Annotated in this window: 18 protein-coding genes; 12 read left to right on the forward strand and 6 right to left on the reverse strand. The window is 54.2% G+C overall.

The window, feature by feature from the left end; genetic code table 11:
* The first annotated feature begins 6 nt into the window (after positions 1 to 6).
* Positions 7 to 486, forward strand: coding sequence for an invasion associated locus B family protein (locus ACR0AK_RS18095; RefSeq protein ID WP_480794386.1), 480 nt, complete (start codon positions 7 to 9; stop codon positions 484 to 486).
* 951 nt (positions 487 to 1437) lie between these two features.
* Here ACR0AK_RS18095 and ACR0AK_RS18100 read toward each other — a convergent pair.
* A complete protein-coding gene (locus ACR0AK_RS18100; protein ID WP_480794387.1) occupies positions 1438 to 2619 on the reverse strand; it encodes a sterol desaturase family protein in 1182 nt (393 codons plus the stop codon).
* Positions 2620 to 2741: 122 nt separating this feature from the next.
* Here ACR0AK_RS18100 and ACR0AK_RS18105 point away from each other — a divergent pair, with 122 nt between their 5' ends.
* Complete coding sequence (locus tag ACR0AK_RS18105; protein ID WP_480794388.1) at positions 2742 to 3818, forward strand: helix-turn-helix domain-containing protein; 1077 nt, start codon at positions 2742 to 2744, stop codon at positions 3816 to 3818.
* A gap of 116 nt (positions 3819 to 3934) precedes the next feature.
* Here the strand turns inward: ACR0AK_RS18105 and ACR0AK_RS18110 are convergent, their stop codons facing one another.
* A complete protein-coding gene (locus tag ACR0AK_RS18110) occupies positions 3935 to 4921 on the reverse strand; it encodes an aldo/keto reductase (RefSeq protein ID WP_480794389.1) in 987 nt (328 codons plus the stop codon).
* An 80-nt stretch (positions 4922 to 5001) separates the two neighbouring features.
* Between ACR0AK_RS18110 and ACR0AK_RS18115 the strand changes: the two genes are divergently transcribed.
* The 4 genes from ACR0AK_RS18115 (at position 5002) to ACR0AK_RS18130 (ending at position 6821) form a co-directional block, all read left to right on the forward strand.
* Positions 5002 to 5829, forward strand: a complete 828-nt coding sequence (locus ACR0AK_RS18115) for a LysR family transcriptional regulator (protein WP_480794390.1) — start codon at positions 5002 to 5004, stop codon at positions 5827 to 5829.
* 326 nt (positions 5830 to 6155) lie between these two features.
* A complete protein-coding gene (locus tag ACR0AK_RS18120) occupies positions 6156 to 6299 on the forward strand; it encodes a hypothetical protein (RefSeq protein WP_480794391.1) in 144 nt (47 codons plus the stop codon).
* A gap of 6 nt (positions 6300 to 6305) precedes the next feature.
* Positions 6306 to 6476, forward strand: a complete 171-nt coding sequence (locus ACR0AK_RS18125; protein ID WP_480794392.1) for a hypothetical protein — start codon at positions 6306 to 6308, stop codon at positions 6474 to 6476.
* A gap of 54 nt (positions 6477 to 6530) precedes the next feature.
* Positions 6531 to 6821: a hypothetical protein gene (locus ACR0AK_RS18130; RefSeq protein ID WP_480794393.1), complete on the forward strand. Its 291-nt coding sequence runs from the start codon at positions 6531 to 6533 to the stop codon at positions 6819 to 6821.
* 16 nt (positions 6822 to 6837) lie between these two features.
* Here the strand turns inward: ACR0AK_RS18130 and ACR0AK_RS18135 are convergent, their stop codons facing one another.
* A complete protein-coding gene (locus tag ACR0AK_RS18135; protein WP_480794394.1) occupies positions 6838 to 7737 on the reverse strand; it encodes a LysR family transcriptional regulator in 900 nt (299 codons plus the stop codon).
* A gap of 71 nt (positions 7738 to 7808) precedes the next feature.
* Between ACR0AK_RS18135 and ACR0AK_RS18140 the strand changes: the two genes are divergently transcribed.
* The 3 genes from ACR0AK_RS18140 to ACR0AK_RS18150 all read left to right on the forward strand — a co-directional run bounded on the left by ACR0AK_RS18140 (position 7809) and on the right by ACR0AK_RS18150 (position 15513).
* Positions 7809 to 9035: an NADH:flavin oxidoreductase/NADH oxidase family protein gene (locus ACR0AK_RS18140; RefSeq protein WP_480794395.1), complete on the forward strand. Its 1227-nt coding sequence runs from the start codon at positions 7809 to 7811 to the stop codon at positions 9033 to 9035.
* Between the two features lie 373 nt (positions 9036 to 9408).
* Positions 9409 to 12720, forward strand: a complete 3312-nt coding sequence (locus ACR0AK_RS18145; RefSeq protein ID WP_480794396.1) for an adenylate/guanylate cyclase domain-containing protein — start codon at positions 9409 to 9411, stop codon at positions 12718 to 12720.
* A gap of 288 nt (positions 12721 to 13008) precedes the next feature.
* Complete coding sequence (locus ACR0AK_RS18150; protein ID WP_170560609.1) at positions 13009 to 15513, forward strand: cation:proton antiporter; 2505 nt, start codon at positions 13009 to 13011, stop codon at positions 15511 to 15513.
* Between the two features lie 333 nt (positions 15514 to 15846).
* On the opposite strand, the gene ACR0AK_RS18155 is transcribed toward ACR0AK_RS18150, so the two are convergent.
* From ACR0AK_RS18155 to ACR0AK_RS18165, 3 genes are all read right to left on the reverse strand, one after another.
* A complete protein-coding gene (locus ACR0AK_RS18155; RefSeq protein WP_480794397.1) occupies positions 15847 to 16101 on the reverse strand; it encodes an antibiotic biosynthesis monooxygenase family protein in 255 nt (84 codons plus the stop codon).
* A 151-nt stretch (positions 16102 to 16252) separates the two neighbouring features.
* On the reverse strand, positions 16253 to 16600 hold the full coding sequence (locus ACR0AK_RS18160) for an antibiotic biosynthesis monooxygenase family protein (RefSeq protein WP_480794398.1): 348 nt from the start codon (positions 16598 to 16600) through the stop codon (positions 16253 to 16255).
* The gene (locus tag ACR0AK_RS18165) at positions 16597 to 16926 is read right to left on the reverse strand and encodes an NIPSNAP family protein (RefSeq protein ID WP_480794399.1); all 330 of its coding nucleotides are present in this window, start codon (positions 16924 to 16926) and stop codon (positions 16597 to 16599) included. The genes ACR0AK_RS18160 and ACR0AK_RS18165 overlap by 4 nt, the downstream gene beginning before the upstream one ends.
* A gap of 75 nt (positions 16927 to 17001) precedes the next feature.
* On the opposite strand from ACR0AK_RS18165, the gene ACR0AK_RS18170 reads away from it, so the two are divergent.
* The 3 genes from ACR0AK_RS18170 (at position 17002) to ACR0AK_RS18180 (ending at position 21220) form a co-directional block, all read left to right on the forward strand.
* Positions 17002 to 17685, forward strand: a complete 684-nt coding sequence (locus ACR0AK_RS18170) for an ArsR/SmtB family transcription factor (RefSeq protein WP_480794400.1) — start codon at positions 17002 to 17004, stop codon at positions 17683 to 17685.
* A gap of 296 nt (positions 17686 to 17981) precedes the next feature.
* Positions 17982 to 18929, forward strand: a complete 948-nt coding sequence (locus ACR0AK_RS18175; protein WP_480794401.1) for a DMT family transporter — start codon at positions 17982 to 17984, stop codon at positions 18927 to 18929.
* 263 nt (positions 18930 to 19192) lie between these two features.
* Positions 19193 to 21220, forward strand: a complete 2028-nt coding sequence (locus ACR0AK_RS18180; RefSeq protein ID WP_480794402.1) for an oxidoreductase — start codon at positions 19193 to 19195, stop codon at positions 21218 to 21220.
* Positions 21221 to 21374 lie beyond the last annotated feature (154 nt).

Here is a 21374-nt window from a genome sequence, read left to right on the forward strand (position 1 = left end):
GGCAGTATGAAAGTTTGGCTTGGTGCATTGGGAGTTTCGGTGGGTTTAGCGCAGTCTCTGGCTGCACAAGAGGACGCCCCCCCTCCGTGGTCGGTGAATTGTGGAAATCCGGGCAATGGAACCGAGTTGGTCTGTGAAATGACCCAGAGTATTGTTCTAACCGAAAACAATCAAAGGCTTACGTCTATTGCGTTCGTGAAGCCTTCGGGAAAAGATGAGACCGAAACAGTGCTGACCCTGCCATTTGGTCTGCTGTTTTCCGAAGGGGTGATCGCAAAAGTCGATAACGTCGAAGTCGCGCGTCTGGAGTTTCTGACTTGCGAAGCTCAGGGCTGTTTTGCGCGTTCACCTGTGTCTTCCGAGTGGATGAATGCCATGCGGGCAGGTGATCAGTTGACGATAGAAAGCAAAAACACCGCCGGAGACCCGATCTCATTCGGCTTTGATCTGACGGGGTTCAGCGCGGTTTCCGATATTTTGCCGTAACGACGATTTTTGTGCTTGAGGGCCTAAGTTCGGCCTGTTGGATAAGTCACCGTGCGGAACCTGCTTGTATTGGCGAATGCGCTTTCAAAACAGCAAAAAGTTCCTCTGGAAACGGCTATTCGGGACATCGAAGACGCCTAAGTCCACGCAGCCCAGGCAGAGTATGGCACTGAGTACGATTTCTGGGCTCGAGTATTGAAAGATGGATCAATCCAACTTGCGCAGGTTCTTAAGATCGTTGAAGCAATGCGCGACGAATACCGTGAGGTATCACTTAGTGATCTACAGTAATCACAGTCAAATGCTGTACTGGGGGAATATGTTGTAAATTCCCTGGACCCTATTCATCCTTCTCAGATTTCTGAATGGCTGCGATCAGCCGAAACTGAGCTGCAGAGCATTAAGGTCACTGTACGCTGAAACCGTTCCAGCCGACTGAGAACAACGGTGCAAAACTATGATTGATGCTATTTCTCCTAATTGGTTCCAAGGGTGTAGACGTCCCTGCTCGCCTCAATGTGCCAATGTGGGTTTGAAGAAGAACAATCTCCAGGTTCTCGGAGCCCACTACACGGGTCACCCTGATTTACGGAAGAGACTTCCACGCGATGTCTGGCATCTGGATGAAATCGGGGTGAACATTTCAGGTCGAAAGTAATGGCTTTGGCGAGCGGTCGATCAGAATGGCGTCGTGCTGGATCTGGCGGGCATTGCGCCCGAAGACAGCGAGGCGAAGACCCAACGAAGAGGTCCGGAGGCGGGAGGCTCTATAAGCCCATCCCTTGAAAGTACCTTTCTGAAGCCGTCAGAGTACCCATTCGGGATACGCAAAACGCCCTCCAAAGTCTCGGTCGTGTCCTTTAACGATCCTCACGACTTCCTCGGCTACCAATTGTTGTGGCGGTGCGTTTGACCGCACAACTGTTAGGATCTCACTCCTGTCGAATAACCTCAGTGTTCAGAAAGTACTGTTCGAAGGTAGATTGTAGAGTGCCATGTTTGGCTCGCACAGATGATCCCGGCGCAGCCTTTGAGGTAAAGCCGGTGTTGGCTCGGTTGCCGGATCGAACCACGATAGGTTCGCCCGGATTCCGGGTCTCGCAACACTCCCTCCCAAGCAGACCCATTGAACTTCAGATCCGTTAGGATCAAATCGCCGATTTTCGCATGGGGCGTCTGCCCCTCCCACATCCAAATCAACCGCCCGCATTTGGTTGCGCTCTTAGGGCCACAATCCTCGAACGCGACTATGATGCCGAGGCCAGGCGACGCGTAGCGACCCTTCAGTTCGAAGGCATCGCCTCGGCTGGCCGTCAGACCTCCAACAATTGCCACCAACAGAATTACTGCTTTCAGGCTGACAGTCGGGATGCGCGGCGCAACGCGGGCAAACTCGGTGAGGTATTGAGGATGCTCCGTCTTCATCAGCCGATCCCACCAAGAGAAATACAGGCCGAGGTTGTAACCGGCATGGGCGTGATGCAGGTCGTGATGAGTGACGCTTGTCAGCCATCCAAAAATTGGTTGCCCTTTCTTGTCGGCTGGAAAGATCTCGATCCCGCAGTGACCCACTGCATTGCGTAACATCATATGGGTCACAAAGACGAACAGCGCCAATGGATGCGTCGGGAGAATGATCAACACTAAAGGCAGGTAGAGAGCGTTTACCACAGCCTCACCGACATCAAAGCTGTAAGAGGTGAAGGGTGTGGGTTGATGTGATCTATGGTGCAACCGGTGGAACCGCCGGAACAGCGGTGGGCAGTGCAGCGCGCGGTGTGTCCAATAGAACCACGCATCATGAAGGACGATCAGCGCCACAACGCTGAACACGAAATAGGTCCAACCAAATGTCGCGACCTGTTGGTATATCGTGATGACCCCGGCATTTGCACCCAGCACAATTGATGTCCCAGCGGCGGTAAAGATCAGGACAGTCCGCAAACTTGCCAGAATCTCACGACGTATCTGGCCCCTGGGTGGATCCGATGGGCGGATTTTTTGTGCGGTAAGCCGGTGTGCCAAAAGGACATTGATCAAAATATATGTCCCCCCTGCCCCGATAACATAGCGCATGAAGTCTCCGCCAAAGACATTTGTATAGACGGACAAGAGCGTGGTGAGATGTGTCATTAACTTCTCCAAGTAGGGAAAGGATGTGCACAACGACCTGACGCGCATGGAGTGCAGATGCTCTCTGAATTCAAAAACCAATGGGTATTTTGAGCTTTCGGCGAGGATTTTTCAGTTTCGACATGGCCTGGCCATTGACCGCCAAACCAATTCGAACTTCGCTTATGGGTGTGATGTTGGACATGGCGATCATCGATACTTTCCTGCGTGGCAGCGCCGTTGGCGTGCTCTATCTCTGCGCTTTGATTTTTTTGACGAACGGGCCCCGGACCAGAAAAAGCTTGGCTGTTGTGCTGCTGTGCCTAAGCCTTGGCCCGTACGTAGTCGTATCCTCTCCGAGTATCGATCTGAGCGAGGGGCCTTTCCGGTTTGTTCTTGTGATGATCTCAGGCGTGATTCCGGCACTGATCTATTGGGCCGCAATTGAGTTGTTTCAGGATGACGTGGTCATTCACCCATGGCAGATCGTGGTCGCGGCATTGATCGTTGTGACAAGCTGGTTGACCCAGCTGCAGTTTCCGCTGGGTGCGGTTCGTGGCGCATGCGTGCTGATCTTTTTCTTGCATATGCTGAATATCGTTTTGTCTGGAGAAGTCGAAGATTTGATTGCCGATCGCCGCCGATTTCGTCGTTGGTTTCTGGTGTGGTTGTTGACCCTGGGCATAATCATCACGGTGATTGAAATCACCCATTTGGATCGAGTGCTTCCCTATTGGGTATTCCTGCTGCAGGCCGCAGCAATTTTGGTGTCCGCAAGTGCGTTCCTTGTCTGGTCGGTGCGAGTTGCACCCGATATCTGGATCGAACACCCCGGCACTTCGCAGCGCGACATGAACCTGAATCCCGCGCAAGTGGCATTGATCAAACGCATTGATAAAGCGATGGCCGCAGGGCTTTGGAGGGAGGAAGGGCTGACCGTGGCACAAATGGCGGCCAAACTAGGTACACAAGAACATCGGCTAAGGTCTGCGATCAATCAGGGAATGGGGCACCGAAATTTCACCAGCTTCGTCAACGCATTCCGCGTTCGGGAAGCGCAAGCATTGCTGGAGAAGCCGGAAATGGCCGAACGCACTGTTCTTAGCATTGCCTTTGACGTTGGCTTCTCTTCGCTCGGGCCATTCAATCGAGCCTTTCGCACGCAAACGGGTAAAACCCCGACAGAATACCGAAATGAAGCATTGTTACGAGAGGAGTGACCGAAGCTAACAACGCAGGCTAGGCTCTCGAAACCTCATTCGGGGGCTGCGGGCACAGCCCAAGAAAACTACCTCGTGCACACTTGCAGCCCACTTTCGATGGCCGACGCTTTAGGTTATCGCGGGCGGTCTGGTTCATGAGGAAGGCGCGGAAGCAGGGTTTCTATTTCGTTCATTGTTGCAGCCGGTAAAGCACCGAAGATCAGCGCTCCTGCAATACCTTCGATTTGGTCTACTGTACGCGCACCCGGGATTGGAACGTAGTTTTCAGATTGGCCCCATATCCACCCGAGAGCCCCCTGTACGAGTGTTCGCCCATCCGAGGTCAGCAAATCGCGAACCGCATCGAGTTTCCGGAGGAAATCAGGGTTTGCGCCTCCTTCCTTGAAGTATTCCATCCAATCTTCGCCGGATGCACGCACGTCATCCGATGCCATGACAGTGTTCTGATCGTACTTACCGGAAAGCAGACCCATCGCGAGTGGTGAACGGATAAGGGACAACAGCCCGTTGTCTTGCACCACTTTCTGCATTCGGGGCGCATCAAAAAACACGTTCAACACATACTCGACTGCCTTGAAGTTATGACGCGCTGAAACGGCTGACACGCTTTTGGAATAGTCGGTACTCCAGCCGAAGGCGCGCAGTTTTCCGGAATCTCTCAAGCGGTCCAGTTCATCAAACACGGTTTCAGCATTGGCAATGGGCATGTCGTTCACGTGCAGCAGCAAAAGATCGATCCGATCCCGGCCCAGCCGAGACAAGCACCCTTCAACGGCAGGACCTACTTGATCGGAAGTGAAGGGTTCGAATGAGATCTGCCTGCTTGCCTCATCAATCCCGACACCGATCTTTGTAACGACCAAAGCATCGGGTCGACCCTTCAACGCCTTACCCAACAGCCGTTCTGAATGCCCTGCCCCGTAAGCCGCAGCGGTGTCGAACAGATTGATCCCACCATCCAAGGCAGCATGGATCGTCCGAATGGAAACGTCGTCATCTGAACGAGTGTAGCCCAGGGATTGTTCGCCCCAGTACATTTTGCCGCCGATTGGCCAGCATCCCATTCCAAGTGGCGAGATTTCATTTTCGAGAAACTTCATCTACGGGCCTCCTATGTGCCCCCTTAGAAAAACGCCATCTCAATCTTTTCATCAACAACACAAAATGTAAGCATCGTTTCATGAATGAACGTGGCGTTGACTGGGATAACCTGCGGCTTTTCCTTGCCGTTGCCAGAACAGGTGGGCTTGGGCCGGCTGCAGAACAGACCGGTAAAAGCGCACCGACGCTGGGTCGGCGTATGATCGAGCTTGAGCGCAGTCTCGGGATGGAATTGTTTCGGCGCAAACCGCGAGGCTATGACCTGACTGAAGATGGTCAACTGTTGTTTGAAAAAGTCGCAAGCATTGAGACCCGTGTCCTGCCGATCACTGAAAACCGCCTCGCGACTGCGCCACCATTGGTAAAGATTTCGGCTGGGACTTGGGTTACCAAAGTGTTGATGGGCGCCGTTGGAAAACTCTACGGATCAGCACCGGTACGGCTGCGGTTCATTTCCTCGGAACACGTGCTGAAAATTGGGCACCGGGAGGCGGCGATTGGCATTCGAAATCATCGGCCTGAAGAGATCGGTCTGGCGGGCCGCAAAATCGGGCGCGTTCGGTTTGCTGTCTACGCAGTAGACGAGAGTGTTTCGACCTGGGCGCGGGTCGTGTCCAAAACACCTTCTGCAAATTGGGTAAGCGAAAATTCGCAAGATGACGATGCCATTGAAGTGACCGCTCCTCAGAACGCTCTTGATCTTGCACATGCGGGAATGGTTCGGGTGGTCTTACCAACGTTCATCGGTAACGCTCAGAGCATGCTACAGCGAGTATCGCCTCTGATAGAAGATCTGGAACATGATCAGTGGCTTGTGTCCCACCACGAAGACCGATTTCTGCCAGAGGTACGACACATCATCGATCGCACTTACGCGATATTGTCGGAAGCCTGTGCAAAGGGATGAACATACGCCCGAAGGGGTGGCATCACATCAAGTCTATGTTTTCGTTTTACTTCGTTTCGACCCTTAACTGCCCTTGGACGACGAGTGCCGTCGCTACGGTGCGCCCCTTCGAAGAGGAGACATTCGTTGCGGTTGCTCGAACGTCGGCTGCAAGGTAGCGCTTCGGTTCTTATCCATACAGCACACCAACGACCCTTTAGAACGCGTTGACAACGGAATAGCGACACGACGCCTTAAGCGCTCCTGACCGTGGACATACCGGTCGCGTGGCAAGCGGCGTTTCGGGTCAGTGTTGTGACTGCAACCCCAGCAGGAACGCGGGAACCATGTCAAATATCTGGGCTTCCCGTTCTTCGTCCACTTCTTTTCCGTTTAGCCACGAGCATTTTGACCGCATTGGCGGAACCGAAGTGTTTGACGGGACCGAGATCATCATGCAGGAGAACGGCCTCGACATACTAAAGCTGTAACCGTTGATGCCCACGCCGACGGTCACGGCGTCTTTTGATGACATCTGTTCTTTGGATCTTGGCGGTCAAACCGTCGAGTTACATCACCTTGCTGTGGCAGATGGTGTTGCGACCACGGTTGCACGTGTCGCCGACAGCGATGTCGTGTTTTCCGTGGACATGTATATGCCGCAGTAACTCTCTCCGCACGAGTTCAAGGAAGATACCAACTTCGTCTCATCACGCATTGTTTTGAACACGCTGGTAGATTGGGATCCGGCCTATGCAATCAACTGGCATTCAAACGGTAACAGCGTCGAAGCACTCAAAGAAAACGCAGAGTTTTTGAATGAGCGGCAAGCGGAGGTAGAGGCCCGTTTTCAGGAGGCCTTTGCAAACAGAGATGCGTCGGCACCCGTTGAACTACTCTTTATGATCCCCGATGAGATCGAAATGCCCAAGTACTCGGGTTGGAAAAACTACGACACGGTATTTCCCGGCTACGTCCGCCGAATGGCCCTTTCGGTTTTCAACAGCGGCTGAATCGGGTTCCCTCGGTTCAGTTGGTTCGAATGCCAGGGAAGTGGTCAACGAGGAAGTCGATTAGAACCCGCACCCGCCGCGGCAAAAAGGTTGTTTCCGGGCGTAGAATGTAGATCCCGCCGCCGGCGTCTTGTTCAGAGCAATCAGTTAGCACTGGCACCAAATGACCGTTTTGCAAGTCTTGGGAGATGAGAAACTCTGGCAGCCAAGCAATGCCGCGCCCCGCGCGGCACGCTGCATGGAGAGCTTCCAGGCTGTTGCAAATAAAGCCGGGGCCCAGCCGTGCATGCCCGTGAGGTGCTCGGGCAATCCCCCAATCCGTAAGGTGTCTCTCGTGGCCCAAACGCAGACATTTATGTATGGTCAGCTCTTCCGGTTGCTTAGGCGTGCCATGCCGTTTGAGATAGGCGAGTGCGGCACATGGCACCCGTCGGTTGGTCATCAGTTTTCGCGAGACCAGGGATGAATCGCGTAAGACACCACTGCGGATCGCAAGGTCAAAACCCTCTCCGACCAAATCGACCAATTTGTCGGTCAACAACAATTCGATCTCAACCTCCGGATATCGTTCCATGAATTCGATCGTAAAGGGAACTATATGCAGGCGGCCAAGCGCTGCGGCGCTTGTCACGCGGATTGTGCCGTGCAGCCTGTCGCCATCATCGGCAATATCCTCTTCCAGCGCTGTGAGGCGAGCCAGAAGACCCCGCGCTTCTTCCACATATCTTTGCCCTGCATCGGTCAGGGCCATGCGCCGGGTCGAGCGGACAAGAAGCGGCACCTTCAACCGCTGTTCCAACTGATGCACTCGTTTCCCCACAGCGGACGGCGTGTATCCCAACATTCTGGCGGCGGCTGAGAAACTGCCGTGATCAACAACGGCCAGTAGGATTTCTATTTCTGTCTTTTGCGCCATTTGTTCCAAAATCTATCAAGAGATGATCCAAATAGCCAACTTATCATAAAAAGTGATCCAAAGTATCTCAAGTGGAGGTAAAAACTCCAGGGAAAACCGCTTTGCACACAACTTCGAGAGCCTCCCTTTTCTCACCACTCACTTTGCCGAACGGGCGTGTATTGAAGAACCGGATCATCAAATCGGCGATGTCGGATTCGTTGGGGGATGGCGAGGGAAACCCAACTCCTTCTCAGATGCGGCTTTATGAACGCTGGGCCGAAGGGGGGCTTGCAGCATCGATCGTCGGCGAGGTGCAGGGTGATCCGAGGTATCCCGAGAAACCGGGCAATCTGGTTCTGGATGATACAGCCGACGAGACCGCGTTTCGCAATCTTGCTCAGCGCGGCTCGGCTAACGGGGCCCAATTGTGGCTGCAGCTTGGGCATGCCGGGGCAATGGCTCACCTTCCGATCAGCAAACCCAGAGGGCCAAGCGCCATCGACTTTCCTGATTTCCGCAGCAAAGCCATGTCGATCGCGGAGATAAAGGATGTCCCAGATTGCTTCGCCCGCACCGCGCTGCGTGCGGCGGAATTGGGAATTGGCGGCGTGCAAATCCATGCAGCACACGGCTTTCTCCTGAGCCAGTTTCTGTCGCCACTATTCAATCGTCGATCCGATGCTTATGGCGGTTCAATACAGGCGCGGATGCGGTTACTCATAGAAACGGTTGAAGCCGTTCGTGCGTCCGTCCCATCAGATTTTGTGGTAGCAGTAAAGCTGAATGCAACCGATCAACTCGACGGTGGGCTTACGGAAGGCGACGCACTCGAAGTCGTTGCCGGACTTGAAGGCAAGGGCGTCGACCTTTTGGATGTCAGTGGTGGGACCTATTTCCCCGGGGCACCCTCCAGTTCGGAACGCGTGACGAACGGTCCATACTTTGTCGAATTTGCGCGCGCTGCGCGTCGACTGATATCGGCCCCACTTATGGTCACCGGCGGTTTCAAACGCAAAGAGGAGGCTGAAGCTGCAGTCCGATCTGGGGATGCGGATGTCGTGGGAATGGCACGGGGTATTGTCCTTGATCCCTCCCTACCTGCAAAATGGCAGGCAGGCAAAAGTGATCCTTCTTTCCCTCGCTTTGCCACCTTGCCTGCCGGCGGAATGACTGCTTGGTTCACCATGCGCATGACCGATCTCGGAGAAGATCGAGAGGATCAAGTACACCGGGACATCGGTGAAGCTATTAAAGAGTACGAGAAGCGCGATGAGTTGCGTGTTGCTCAGTGGAAGAAGAGATTTTCTGTTCCCTAGGGTGTTCCAGCCCTGAAAGTGGAGTATTTCCCAAGTCGGTCATTGATCCAATCTGCAGCGAAAAGGCCCATTGCGATCATTCGAGAAGGCTTGAAGTTGCTACGCCCACAATCCGGACTGCCGAGATCCACTGCATGAGCAAAACTAGAGACTGCTCGGACCGACACTACGCTGGACTAAGTCGCCCTTGGATTTGAAACAAGACCCTCAGTTTAAATACCTTCAAAAGAGGTGATCAACTCTGGTCCGCAATACATCAAACTCGGTTCTTAGGTGGCCATTAGGCTGTGTCGCGCATCTCTTCGGGGGTCATCGATAGACCGTTTGACACATTTCATGCTATTTTGCTCCCGAAACAATAAACTGAGCCTGCATGGAAATTGATGTACGCACCTGGCTCGAAGATCTCGGGCTCGGCGAATATGCCGATGCCTTCGCGGAGAACTTTGTCGATGGGCACGTTCTTGCGCACCTAACAGTAGAAGACATAAAAGATATCGGTGTGACTGCCGTCGGCCACAGGCGGAAATTGCTAGAGGCGATTGCGAAAATCGACGAACCTGCAAACGAAAACGTGGCGAACGTGCAGGAGAATGTCGCGGCAAAGCCTGACACTCAACGATCCGGTGAACGAAGGCAAGTAACTGTTTTGTTTGCGGATATCTGTGGATTCACAAAGTTGTCTTCTTCGATTGATTCCGAAGCGGTTCACAATCTTTTGGCCGCGTACTTTGAAGTTGCCGACGGCATAGTCAATAGCTTCGGAGGAACGGTTGATAAGCACGTGGGCGACAGCGTTATGGCTGTGTTCGGAGCGCCGATTTCACATGGGAATGACGCCGAAAGGGCTGTCCGCGCAGCTATAGCGATCCAAGATGCGATGCCAAGTGTCTCAAAACAGGCTGGTCGGCCGCTGGAAACTCACATTGGTATTGCTTGTGGCGAGGTCGTAGCAAGCGGCGTTGGTCCTGACAGCCATTATACAGTTATCGGAGAGTCGGTGAATTTAGCCGCCAGACTAACGGATGAGGCTTCCGCCGGGGAAATCCTGATATCAGAGCTGGTCCGTCAGTCCATAGAAGAGAAAATTGGCGCTAAAGAGGTGGGGGACGTTTCCGTCAAAGGCCTTTTGGAGCCTGTGCGAGTGCATTCAGTGCGAGGCAGCGGTGTCTCTCCCAAAACGGAGCCCGCAAGTCCGTTTCTTGGCCGTGTAGCTGAAATCCAGCAATTCAAAAGTGCCCTGAAGGTCTGTAAGGAAGCCGAAAGAGGGCAGCTGATCCAAATTCGGGGCGATCCCGGAATCGGAAAGACCCGTCTAACAGATGAATACTGCCGTTTGGCCGCTGAAAACGGATATTCGTGTCATCGCGCCCTAATCCTTGATTTCGGTGTTGGTATCGGACAGGATCCGATCCGTTCATTGGTCTGTAGTCTGCTCGAATTACCTACAGAAGCTGATTTTGATGATCGGCGTGCGGCGGCCAAGGGCGCGATTGCGAACGGGTTTGTGACCGCAGAAAATGCGATCCATCTCAACGACCTCCTGAACCTGCCGCGATCGCCAGAGGACCAGGCGCTTTACGACGCTATGGACAATCTGACGCGTAACACCGGTAAAGTAGATACAGTTGTTGCGCTTGTCCGGGCGCTCAGTAGGAAGCTTCCAAGACTAATCGTGTTCGAAGATATCCACTGGGCAGACAAGCTTGTCCTTAAACAAATTGCCTGTTTGGGACTAGGTTCAATTGACGCGCCTGTCATGATTGTTCTGACTTCCAGGATTGAAGGCGACCCAATTGATCCGGCTTGGCGCGGCGCCCTGGCTGGCGCACCCTTCATAGCCTTGGATCTGGGCCCTCTTAGCGAGGCCGACGCCATGGGAATGGCTGCCAACATTGTCGACATAGCCAATAAATTTGCTCGTTCTTGCGTAGAGCGGGCAGCGGGAAATCCATTGTTCCTAGAGCAGCTACTCAGAAGCGCGCATGAGGCAAACGACGTTCAAGTTCCGGGATCAGTTCAGAGCATTGTACAAGCAAGGCTTGACCGTCTACCAGCGATTGACAAATCGGCCATTCAAGCTGCTTCAGTTCTGGGACAAAGGTTTACGCTCGCTTCGTTGCGTCACTTGATCCGCAATGACTCGTATGACAGTGCCAAATTGGTAAACCATCAACTTATCCGCGAGCAGGGTGACGGATACCTGTTTGCCCATGCGCTGGTCAGAGATGGTGTTTATGGCTCACTGCTTCGAGCGCGCCGAAATGAATTCCACCTCGCAGCGTCGGACTGGTTTGCAGACAAAGATCTTCCACTGCATGCCGAACATCTGGACCGCGCCGGGCACAAGGAAGCGGCGCAGGCATACCTTCACGCCGCAGAAGCGCAACAGAAAGCACTACGGTTTGAAAGTGCACTGCGGCTGACTGAGCGCGGCCTTGCCGTTGCGGACAAGACAGAGATGTCCTTTGCTTTGTATTGCCTTCTGGGCGAATTGCTGCTGGAACTGAGTGAGCCTGAAAAGTCGATTGAAGCATATCGGGAATCTCTTTCTCGTCATTCGAACAATACGGAAAAATGCGTTGCATTGCTGGGCATTGCTGAAGGCATGCGCATAATCGACCACACCGACGAAGCACTCGACCTAGTGGCCCAAGCACAACCCATTGCTGAAGCCAATGATTTGCCCGAAGCTTTGATGCGACTGCATCATTTACGTGGAAACTTGCTGTTCCCGAAGGGCGATATCACTGGATGTGAAGCAGGGCATCGGCAAAGCATCGAATACGCAAGACAGATTGGTTCGACTGAGGGCGAAGCAAAAGGGCTCGGCGGTTTGGGTGACGCAGCCTACATGGCCGGGCGCATGCGCACATCTCATGACATGCTGTCACGCTGTGTAGAAATAAGTAGAGCCAATGGTTTCGGGCGGACCGAAGTGGCGAACGCGGCACAGGTCTGTCACACAAAGGTCTATATGCTCGAGCTCCATGAAGTGCTCGAACAATCTCACAAGGCAATGGATGCAGCTCGCCGCGTCGGACACGATCGTGCTGAAATGAACGCTGCTGCGGCAGCGCTCTTTGCAGCTGTTGAACTCAGCGACTGGTCATCGGTGGTTACGCTATGTGAGCACGTGAGGACTTTAGGCGAAAATCTCGGAGCAGCCAGACTCGTCCACGAGGCATTGTCGTTCAATAGCATCCACTTGAACGCAATCGGGCGGCACCAGGAAGCGCTTGAATCGATCAATCAGGCAATAGCTGGAGCTAGAAAACTGGGGATGTCTTTCGGTGGGCCACGAATGCTTGGTCACTTGGCTCGCGTCACTCAGGACAAAACAGAGCAAGACCAAGCGATATCGGAAGCGGAAGAAATAATCGCCAACGGCTGTGTGGGGCACAATCAACCATTTTTCTACCGCGACGTTATTGAAGTTATGTTGCAACGCAAAGAATGGGCGCAGGCCCAACGACATGCTGAATCTCTCGAGGCTTATTTTGCGCAAGAAGACCTGCCGTGGTCGGAATTTTACGTAGCTAGAGCGCGTGCTCTTGCAGCATGGCATTCCGACCATAGAAGTGCGGAGACCCGCGACGTTCTGCAAGCAATTCGCAATGATGCCGTGGAATTTGGTCTAAAGTCATCGTTACCAACTATCGATCAAGCGTTGAATGAGTATTAGCATGCAGTTGCAAACCCGCTGATGCACCGCTCGTAGGGTCCGCTTCGGGCTCACTCCTGACCTTGCAGCAAGCGCGGCATCTTGTCGGCAGATCCGGATCACGAAGATAAGGACGGGCCAAACCAGCCATTCCCTTATCGCGCCGGTGTCGCACTGCAGCCCGTCATTTATGACATTCACTGCAACCGCGTATTCTGGACGCGTGTAAGTTCACACAATGGTTCCACGTGGTCGATCGGGAATTAAAAGTAGATTCCACTAGTTCAACTTCTCAGGTAATAGGTATTGATGGATATCGTCGTCATTACGACCATCATCACTTCTCTTTTTGTTGTAATCGGCGTGGCGGAACCACTAGCCGCACGATTGCGCCTGCCTTACAGTGTTATCCTCGCCGTCCTGGGGATAGTGATCGGGCTTGGTGCGACCTTCTTTCTCGACACTGATCTGACGGATGCGCTGAACCCAGGGGCGCAGGCGATCATAGATCTGCCGATCCGGTCTGACGTCTTCCTCTACGTTTTCCTGCCAACGTTGCTTTTTCAAGCGACCCTCGGCATGAACCTGCGCAGGATGCTGGATGACTGGATGCCCATCCTGATGATGGCCGTTGTGGCAGTGATTGTGGCGACACTTTCCATTGGCTATGCGCTTAGTTGGGTAAGTACGCTGCCGCTAGCCGCCTGTCTGTTGATTGGTGCTATTGTATCGACAACTGATCCCTCAGCGGTTGTCAGTATTTTTCGGTCGATCTCGGCACCGCGCAGGTTGTCGCGAATAATCGAGGGCGAAAGCCTTCTTAACGATGCTGCTGCGATTGCTCTTTTCGGACTGTTCATGAGCTTTGTCATGCTCGGGAGACCCAATCCACTGCTAAGTGAAGCCGTGGGGCAATTTCCGCTGTTAATCGCAGGTGGAGTTCTCACCGGTTGGCTCATGGCGCGCATGGCGGTTTGGCTGATGGTTTTCGTAGGCCGCTGGGAAATGGCGCAGATTTCAATATCCGTGTCTCTGCCGTACCTCGCCTATATCGTTGCAGAACAAAGCGTCGGGGCTTCGGGTGTCATCGCGGTGGTGGCTGCAGGTCTTACGCTCAACCTCACAGGCCCCGGTCGTCTGTCACCGGCCGCCTGGACAAATCTTCAAGAAGTTTGGGACCTTCTGGCACATTGGGCCGGAGCGCTGATCTTTATTCTTGCAGCACTACTGATCCCGAGATTGTTAGAGGGGGTGCGGCCGTCTGATTTTGGCCTGTTGGCTGTAGTGGTTCTTGCCGCAACATTTGCACGGGCAGCGCTTCTGTTCGGGTTGTTGCCATTGCTCACGACAATAGGTCTGTCGCCAGTTGTTGAGCGCCCCTATCGCACCGCGATGCTGTGGGGTGGGCTGCGGGGTGCCGTAACCCTGGCGCTTGCGCTGGCAGTCACCGAAAGCACGCATATCCCACTTGAGACCAAGCGTCTGGTCGGCATTCTGGCGACTGGCTTTACGTTGTTTACACTGATTGTTCAGGGAACAACCTTGCGCACGGTGATAACAAAACTGGGGCTCGACAAGCTCTCTCCGCTTGATACCGCCCTTTCGCGGCAGGTGGTCGCGGTCGCCTTGCAATCCGTACGCGAGGACGTGTCCCGCACAGCAGAAAACTATAACCTGACCCACGATATCGTCAGAAACGAAGCCAAACAGTTTAGCGAACGCCTGGACGAGGCAGTAAAGGCCGCCGAGGACAGCGCGCAGATCCTTGATCGTGACCGGGTCACTCTTGGCCTTATTGCGCTGGCGGGTGCAGAGCGGGATTCCGTCTTGGCCCGGATGCGGGAACGCACGATGTCATCGGTGCTGAGTGAGAAGATTTTGTCCGACGCGGATCGGCTTATAGAAGGCGCGCGGACCGGCGGGCGGATCGGTTATCAGCGCGCATCAAATCGGTCGGTCGATTACGGCAGATCTTTTCGGATCGCCGTGTTTCTGCACAACCGGCTTCGCATTTCGTTCCTACTCACGCGTATTACGACGGATCGGTTCGAAAGATTGCTCATGCAACGCCTGATCCTGCAGGACCTCGACGGATTCGTCCGTGGCCGCATCCGCCGGATCCACGGCCGCCGGGTTGCGGAATTGCTTGATGACTTGTTGGCGCGCAGATCCGAGGCGGTTGAGACAGCGCTGGACGGTCTGCGACTGCAATTTCCTGGCTATGCCGAAAAGTTGGAGCGGCGGTTCATCCGACGAACGGCGTTGCGACTGGAAGAGCGTGAATACGCGGTCATGCGCGAGGACGGCCTGGTGGGCGAAGAACTCTATTCAGTGTTGATGCAGGAAGTGGCAGCACGACGTGCTTTATCTGAAGGGCGTCCAGTACTGGACATTACTCTTAAAGGACGGGATTTGGTCCGGCAGTTCCCACTATTTTCCGATCTCGACAAGTCTTCACTCAGGAAACTCAGCCGGGCGTTGCGTGCCCGATATGTCAACTCGGGTGATACCATCATCTCCAAAGACGAACTCGCCCAGAGTGTATACTTCATTGCTTCGGGGGCGGTGGAAGTGGAACTCGGCAGGCACACCACGCGGCTGGGTCGTGGCGAAATGTTCGGGCAATTGGCTATGTTATTGAAACGGCCCCGTCGCGTTAACGTGCGGGCGTTGGCACCGTCGACGCTGCTTATGCTCGACGAGACAAGTTTCCGGCGCTTGCTGCTGCGAAGCAAAGCCATGCGAAACTCTGTCAAGATGAGCGCTGATAAACGCATGATCGACCCTGCAGTGTTGGATCTGGATGAGCCGTAGAATCCTCTGAAGCAGGGGCCATTTCTTGAGAAATCGTCAATTGGAAAGGAGCCGCGAAAACACTAGTGCTGTCTCATAGGCCCCAATCGGGTTCTGCTTTAGTGCGGCTGTATGAAAATTATGGGTACGCGTTCTGTGACAGATCCGGCCCATAGCGGGCATCCAAGCTTCACCGCCGTTCGACCCTGTCACTGGCATCGCCCTAAATCCGGCCCGTATTTGAAAGAGGGCCCAGTGGGTTAGGCGTTTAGACTTCCAAATCGAACAGTTTAGTTTGCTCCAGTGCCGCAATTGGCTTTGTTGCTGTCGTCAGGAGCAGATTTCCGTCTCAAATCATGGGTGTAGTCGCGAACGACCAGGAGCCTGCGCACGGCGATGTTCGGGAAGGTTCCGCCATTCGGTCACGGCATTTTCGTCTTCGAAATAGCCAATGGCCTCATATCTTCCAGGCGTGCTGGGGCTTTCAAAACGTTCGATTGAAATAAAGCCTCCTATGCCCTTCTGGTGATTTCGAAGTTCAGAGGATGTTTCCGTGTAGTCGTCAATTTCACCCGCTTCAACGTTGAACTCGAATAACATAACAATCATAAGCTCTGCCCTTTTCAGCATTGTTGCACGGTGATTACTATCGAAATTTCAGGCTGGTTGTTTCGGTGCGGATCGAAGTTTTGACTACAGCTACCCGCGCCCTTCCCCATGGGCAGTTCACGGGGCAGTTAAGTAAGTATATTCGCCGAAATCACTTGCTGTGCGCAGTCTGGCTATCCGCAGGAGCCTGCGCCCGGTCGAACATACCATAATCTCGGATCACACTGGCGACACGCAGGCGATAATCATCGAAGACTCCGTCACGCCCTTTCGTCTGCGCCCCTCTATGGGCGGCAAGGTTGCGCCAGCGTGTGATTGCATCCTCATCCTCGAAGAAGGACAAAGACAGAATCTTGCGCGGATCAGTCAGGCTCTGAAACCGCTCTACCGAGATAAAGCCATCAATCTCTTCGAGCATCGGGCGCATCTCGGCCGCGATTTTGAGGTAGTCACCTTTACTGGCGTCCTCTGGTTTAACTTCGAAAATTACCGCGATCATTGTTGCTGTCCCATCCCGTGAGGTGGCGAAACAAGCTTCAAGAAGGTCCGGTCTTCGCGAAGCAGGAATTTCTCCTTTTGGGCGAATTCGTAGTTTTCGCGTCCGAGCGGATCATCCGCCAGACGGGCGCGGTATTCCTCGTAACCGGCAAGGCTCTTAACGTTATATATACCGTAGGCAAGAGTAGAAGACCCCTCGTGTGGTGCGTAATAACCGATCAGATCGGCGCCGCATCGCGGGATCGCCTGCCCCCAATTGCGAGCGTATTCCTCGAATAGTGCCTTCTTTGTAGGGTCAATATGGTAACGGATAACACAGGTCAGCATGACAGTTTCCTTTTCGTGTGCTTTCTCGTGTTCTAAACATTTGCCTCACAAGAATGCTTCGATTATGGTCGAACTATGAAAGAAGGCCCCGACATTGCCCACATCGCCGCCTTGATTGGCGATCCCGCCCGGGCCAACATGCTGACTGCACTTATGAGCGGCAAAGCCCTCACGGTCAGCGAATTGGCAGAAGAAGCCGGAGTGACCATCCAGACGGCCAGTTCACATTTGTCCAAACTTGATGGAGGCGGCTTGCTGCGGCCCCGTAAGCAAGGGCGGCACAAGTATTTCGAACTCGCCAATGACGAGGTGGCGCAAGTGCTGGAGGGTCTGATGGGACTTGCGGCGGGGTCCGGCTATTTGCGTAAGCGGACAGGGCCCAAAGACGCAGAGTTGCGTAAAGCGCGTGTTTGCTACAATCACCTGGCCGGAGATATGGGCACACAGATGTTCGACAGGCTAGTGGCGCAGGGACATCTCAATTTGAATGGCGAAGAGCTAGAGCTCACCAAAACGGGCACCACCTTTGCCAGAGATTTCGAAATCGACATTGAGGCTTTGTGCAAAGCGCGAGCGCCGGTCTGTCTGGAATGTCTGGACTGGAGCGAACGCAGGTCGCATCTGGCCGGTAGCCTCGGACGGGCATTTCTAAGCCGTTTCGAGGAACTATCCTGGGCGAAACGAGATCAAAAGACCCGCGTCGTAACGTTTTCGCGCAATGGAGCTGAAGCGTTCAACAAGCTCTTTGGTCTGGACTGAAAACCGGTTCGCTTTTCAAAATTGGACGGTGCAGCGATCAATTAGGATCGACAGCGTGAATTCATCATTAATATCTGCGGCACGCTAGTCCATCGCGGGAACCTTCGTCGCTCCGCAGAAAACCTTGATACGCGCACAGAAATTCCGGCGTTTATGCCTGCTGCGCGACGCGCCAAACCTGCCCTTCGCTGCGGAAACACATTCCTATACGAGCCGTATCTGTCGAGTTTTTTGGACTTTTGCCTAGCGTCGCATTGAGAATAGACACGCAGTTGGCAACAATTCTACATGATGGGATGACCTCATCTGATTCCGCGTCTCAATCAACGGATCGCATCCTTGCAGGCGTTTCGCTGATGCTTGGATTTTGCCTGACTGCTCCTTTGCTGGATGTAGCTGCGAAATTAGCATCAGACAGTGTTCCTGTTGGGCAGATAACAGCTGCTCGCTTTATTTTTCAATGCGCGTTGATGGCGCCATTTTTCTGGGTAATGGGATTGTCGTTGCGAGTGGCGCGAAGTGAATTGCTGGTTCTCATATTCCGTTCTTTGCTTTTGCTGTTCGCGACATTTTGCTTCATTTCGGCGATCCGTGTAATGCCACTAGCCGATGCGTTGGCAATCGTTTTTGTCGCCCCGTTCATCGTCCTTTTGGTCGGCAAGTTTTATCTTGGCGAAGATGTTGGTCCTCGCCGTGTCGGGGCGGCTCTTGTGGGGTTTATTGGGGTATTGTTCGTCATCCAACCCAGTTTCGCGGCCTTCGGCGCGGTTGCAATAATTCCTCTTGGCACGGCCGTTGCCTTTGCTTTCTACATCCTTGTGACGCGGGGATTGTCGCGTCGGATGCACCCTGTGGCCCTGCAATTCCACACTGGCCTGATTGCCAGCCTGTTTTGCGTTCCAATCCTTGTGGTCGCACAAGGTACGGGCTCTGAGCTTTTCGATCCCGTTTGGCCGTCAGACATCGCGTGGTTGTGGCTACTGGGAGCCGGTTTTTTTGCGACCGTGAGCCATATGATGATGACCTATGCGCTTTCGTTTGCACCATCAGCCACATTGGCCCCATTGCAGTACTTTGAGCTGCCGGTAGCGGCCCTGTTCGGTTATCTTGTCTTCGGTGATTTTCCGAACACGCTAAGCCTGATTGGTATTGCCATCATCATTAGTGCAGGGCTGTATATGATCCATCGCGAAAGGGTCGTTGCCAAACAATTGGTCACAGAGCGCGCAGCGCCGCCAATCTAGGACGACACGCGCGCGGCCCTTAAATGACCTTGGTGTATCGAGCGGTACCTGTCAGGCCTCCGTCTGTGCTCAACGCGTTTCCCACATATGTGTCTCGTGCTCGGGTCGTCTTTTCATTCAGCCATGTCGGAAGCAGTGAATTCACACTCGCTACTTCCCAAGTAAAATACCTTCGACAATAAACTTATCAGGCATGGAATCTGACCAGTGGGCGCTACCCTGGGCGGCTTTTGAACATCAGCTTTGGCCGAAGGAATACCGAAGTGGCAAACCTTCTTGATCCGTTTCAATTGAAACACCTGGCATTGCGCAACCGTATCGTAAGCACATCCCATGCACCGAACTTTGTCGAAGAAGGCCATCCCAGAGACCGTTACAGATTGTATCACGAGGAAAAGGCCAAAGGCGGTGTGGCCCTGACCATGGTTGGAGGATCGACCAATATTGCGCCTGACAGCCCATCGGTGTTTGGCCAGCTCTATGCCGGCGATGACAGTATCATTCCATGGTTCCGGAAACTGACGGATGGCGTTCACGAACATGGTGCAGCCATCATGTGTCAGATCACCCATATGGGGCGCCGCACAGCCTGGGATGATGGGCATTGGCTACCGGTATTGGCTCCGTCCCGTGTCCGCGAACGCGCTCACCGCGCAATTCCAAAAGCAATGGAACAAGAAGACATCGACCGCGTTATTAGCGATTTCGCAGCTGCTGCGCGTCGCTGTCAGATGGGCGGGTTCGACGGAATCGAGCTTCTGTCGCATTCGCACCTTCTGGGTCAATTCCTGTCCCCTCTGACCAACCAGCGCGATGATGACTATGGAGGGGCGTTAGAAAACCGCATGCGCCTGACCCTACAAGTGCTTGACGCGGTGCGTACCGAAGTCGGCCCCGAGTTCATCCTATCGATGCGCATGACCGGCGATGAACTGAAAGAAGGTGGATTGAACGCCGAAGAATGCATTGCCGCCGCCCGGATACTGGAACGCTCCGGCCAAGTCGACCTGCTCAACATCCTCGCCGGCGCGCCCTACGATGATCTGGGTTTGGCCGGTTGGGTGCGCCCAATGGGGCTGCCCGCAGCCCCGCATATCACCGTGGCCGGACGCATCCGTGATACCGTCGATCTGCCGATACTGCACGCTGGTGGTATTGCGGATATTGCCACGGCCCGCCACGCCGTCTCTGGCGGCCATGTTGATCTGGTGGGCATGACTCGCGCACAGATGGCCGATCCGCATTTGGTGGAAAAACTCGCACGTGGCGAGGAAGAGCGCATCCGCCCCTGTGTCGGCTTGGGCTACTGCGTTGATCGGGTCAATCAGGGCAAACCTGCCGTGTGCGGACACAATGCCGCCACGGGACGAGAGCAGACCTTGCCTCATGTCATCACCCGTAGCGATACTCGCAAGAAAGTGGTTGTCGTCGGCGGTGGGCCCGGCGGGTTAGAGGCCGCGCGGGTCTGCGCCTTGCGAGGTCACGAGGTCGTGCTGCTCGAGGCTTCGGATCGGCTGGGCGGGCAGTTGGTTCTGGCCGCCAAGGGGATGACACGCAGGCAGGTTTGGGGCGTTGGTGATTGGTTGATTTCCGAAGTGGTCGTGCTTGGGGTCGATATCCGCTTGAATACCTGTGCCGAATCCGATGACGTGTTGTCCGAAGCCCCCGACTTGGTAATCATTGCGACAGGCGGCTGGCCCGACACCTTAACCATCCCTGGCGGTGAACTGGCGATTTCCAGTTGGGAAGTGTTGTCTGGTGAGGCACGTGTGTCAGGTGAGGTGCTGTTATTTGACGATATCGGCGATCACCCTGCCGCCGTGACGGCTGACTTGCTGGCAGGCACCGGTTGTAACGTTAATCTTGTTACTCCAGACCGGTCCCTTCTACATGACCTTGGCCCAACAACCTCTGCTGTCGCATTGCGCGATCTGGCTGCCAACGGAGTTACCTTCACCTGCCTGCAGGAGCTCGCTTCTCTCGCCCGCGAAGGCAACCGTGTTCGCGCAAGGCTGCGTCATGCGTTGACCGGTAACGTCACTGAGCGCCTTGTTGATCATGTGGTCGTCGAACATGGTCTGTCCCCAATGGCCGAACTCTATAACGACCTGAAACCAGCTTCACGCAACCTTGGGCAGGTTGATCACAAGGCGCTCATTGGCGGCACGTTTCCATTCGTTGACATCAATCGAAGCGGTCAATTCTATTTGGCTCGAATTGGCGACGCAGTTACAAGCCGAAATATGCACGCCGCAATTCTCGATGCCTTAAGGGTCTGTGCTCCAGTCTGAAAAACCATACTCCTCTGCCGATCAAAGATGGGCGCGGATTGTCTGTACAGGCGCAGCTTGCGACAGAAGAGCACGCACTTTCACAGGTATCCAGCGGCCCTTTCCTGCTGTTGAGTTCTAATGCTGCTGTCGCAGATTGCTTTCAGTGTAGCCT

The organism is Ruegeria sp. BI12 (assembly GCF_056537985.1).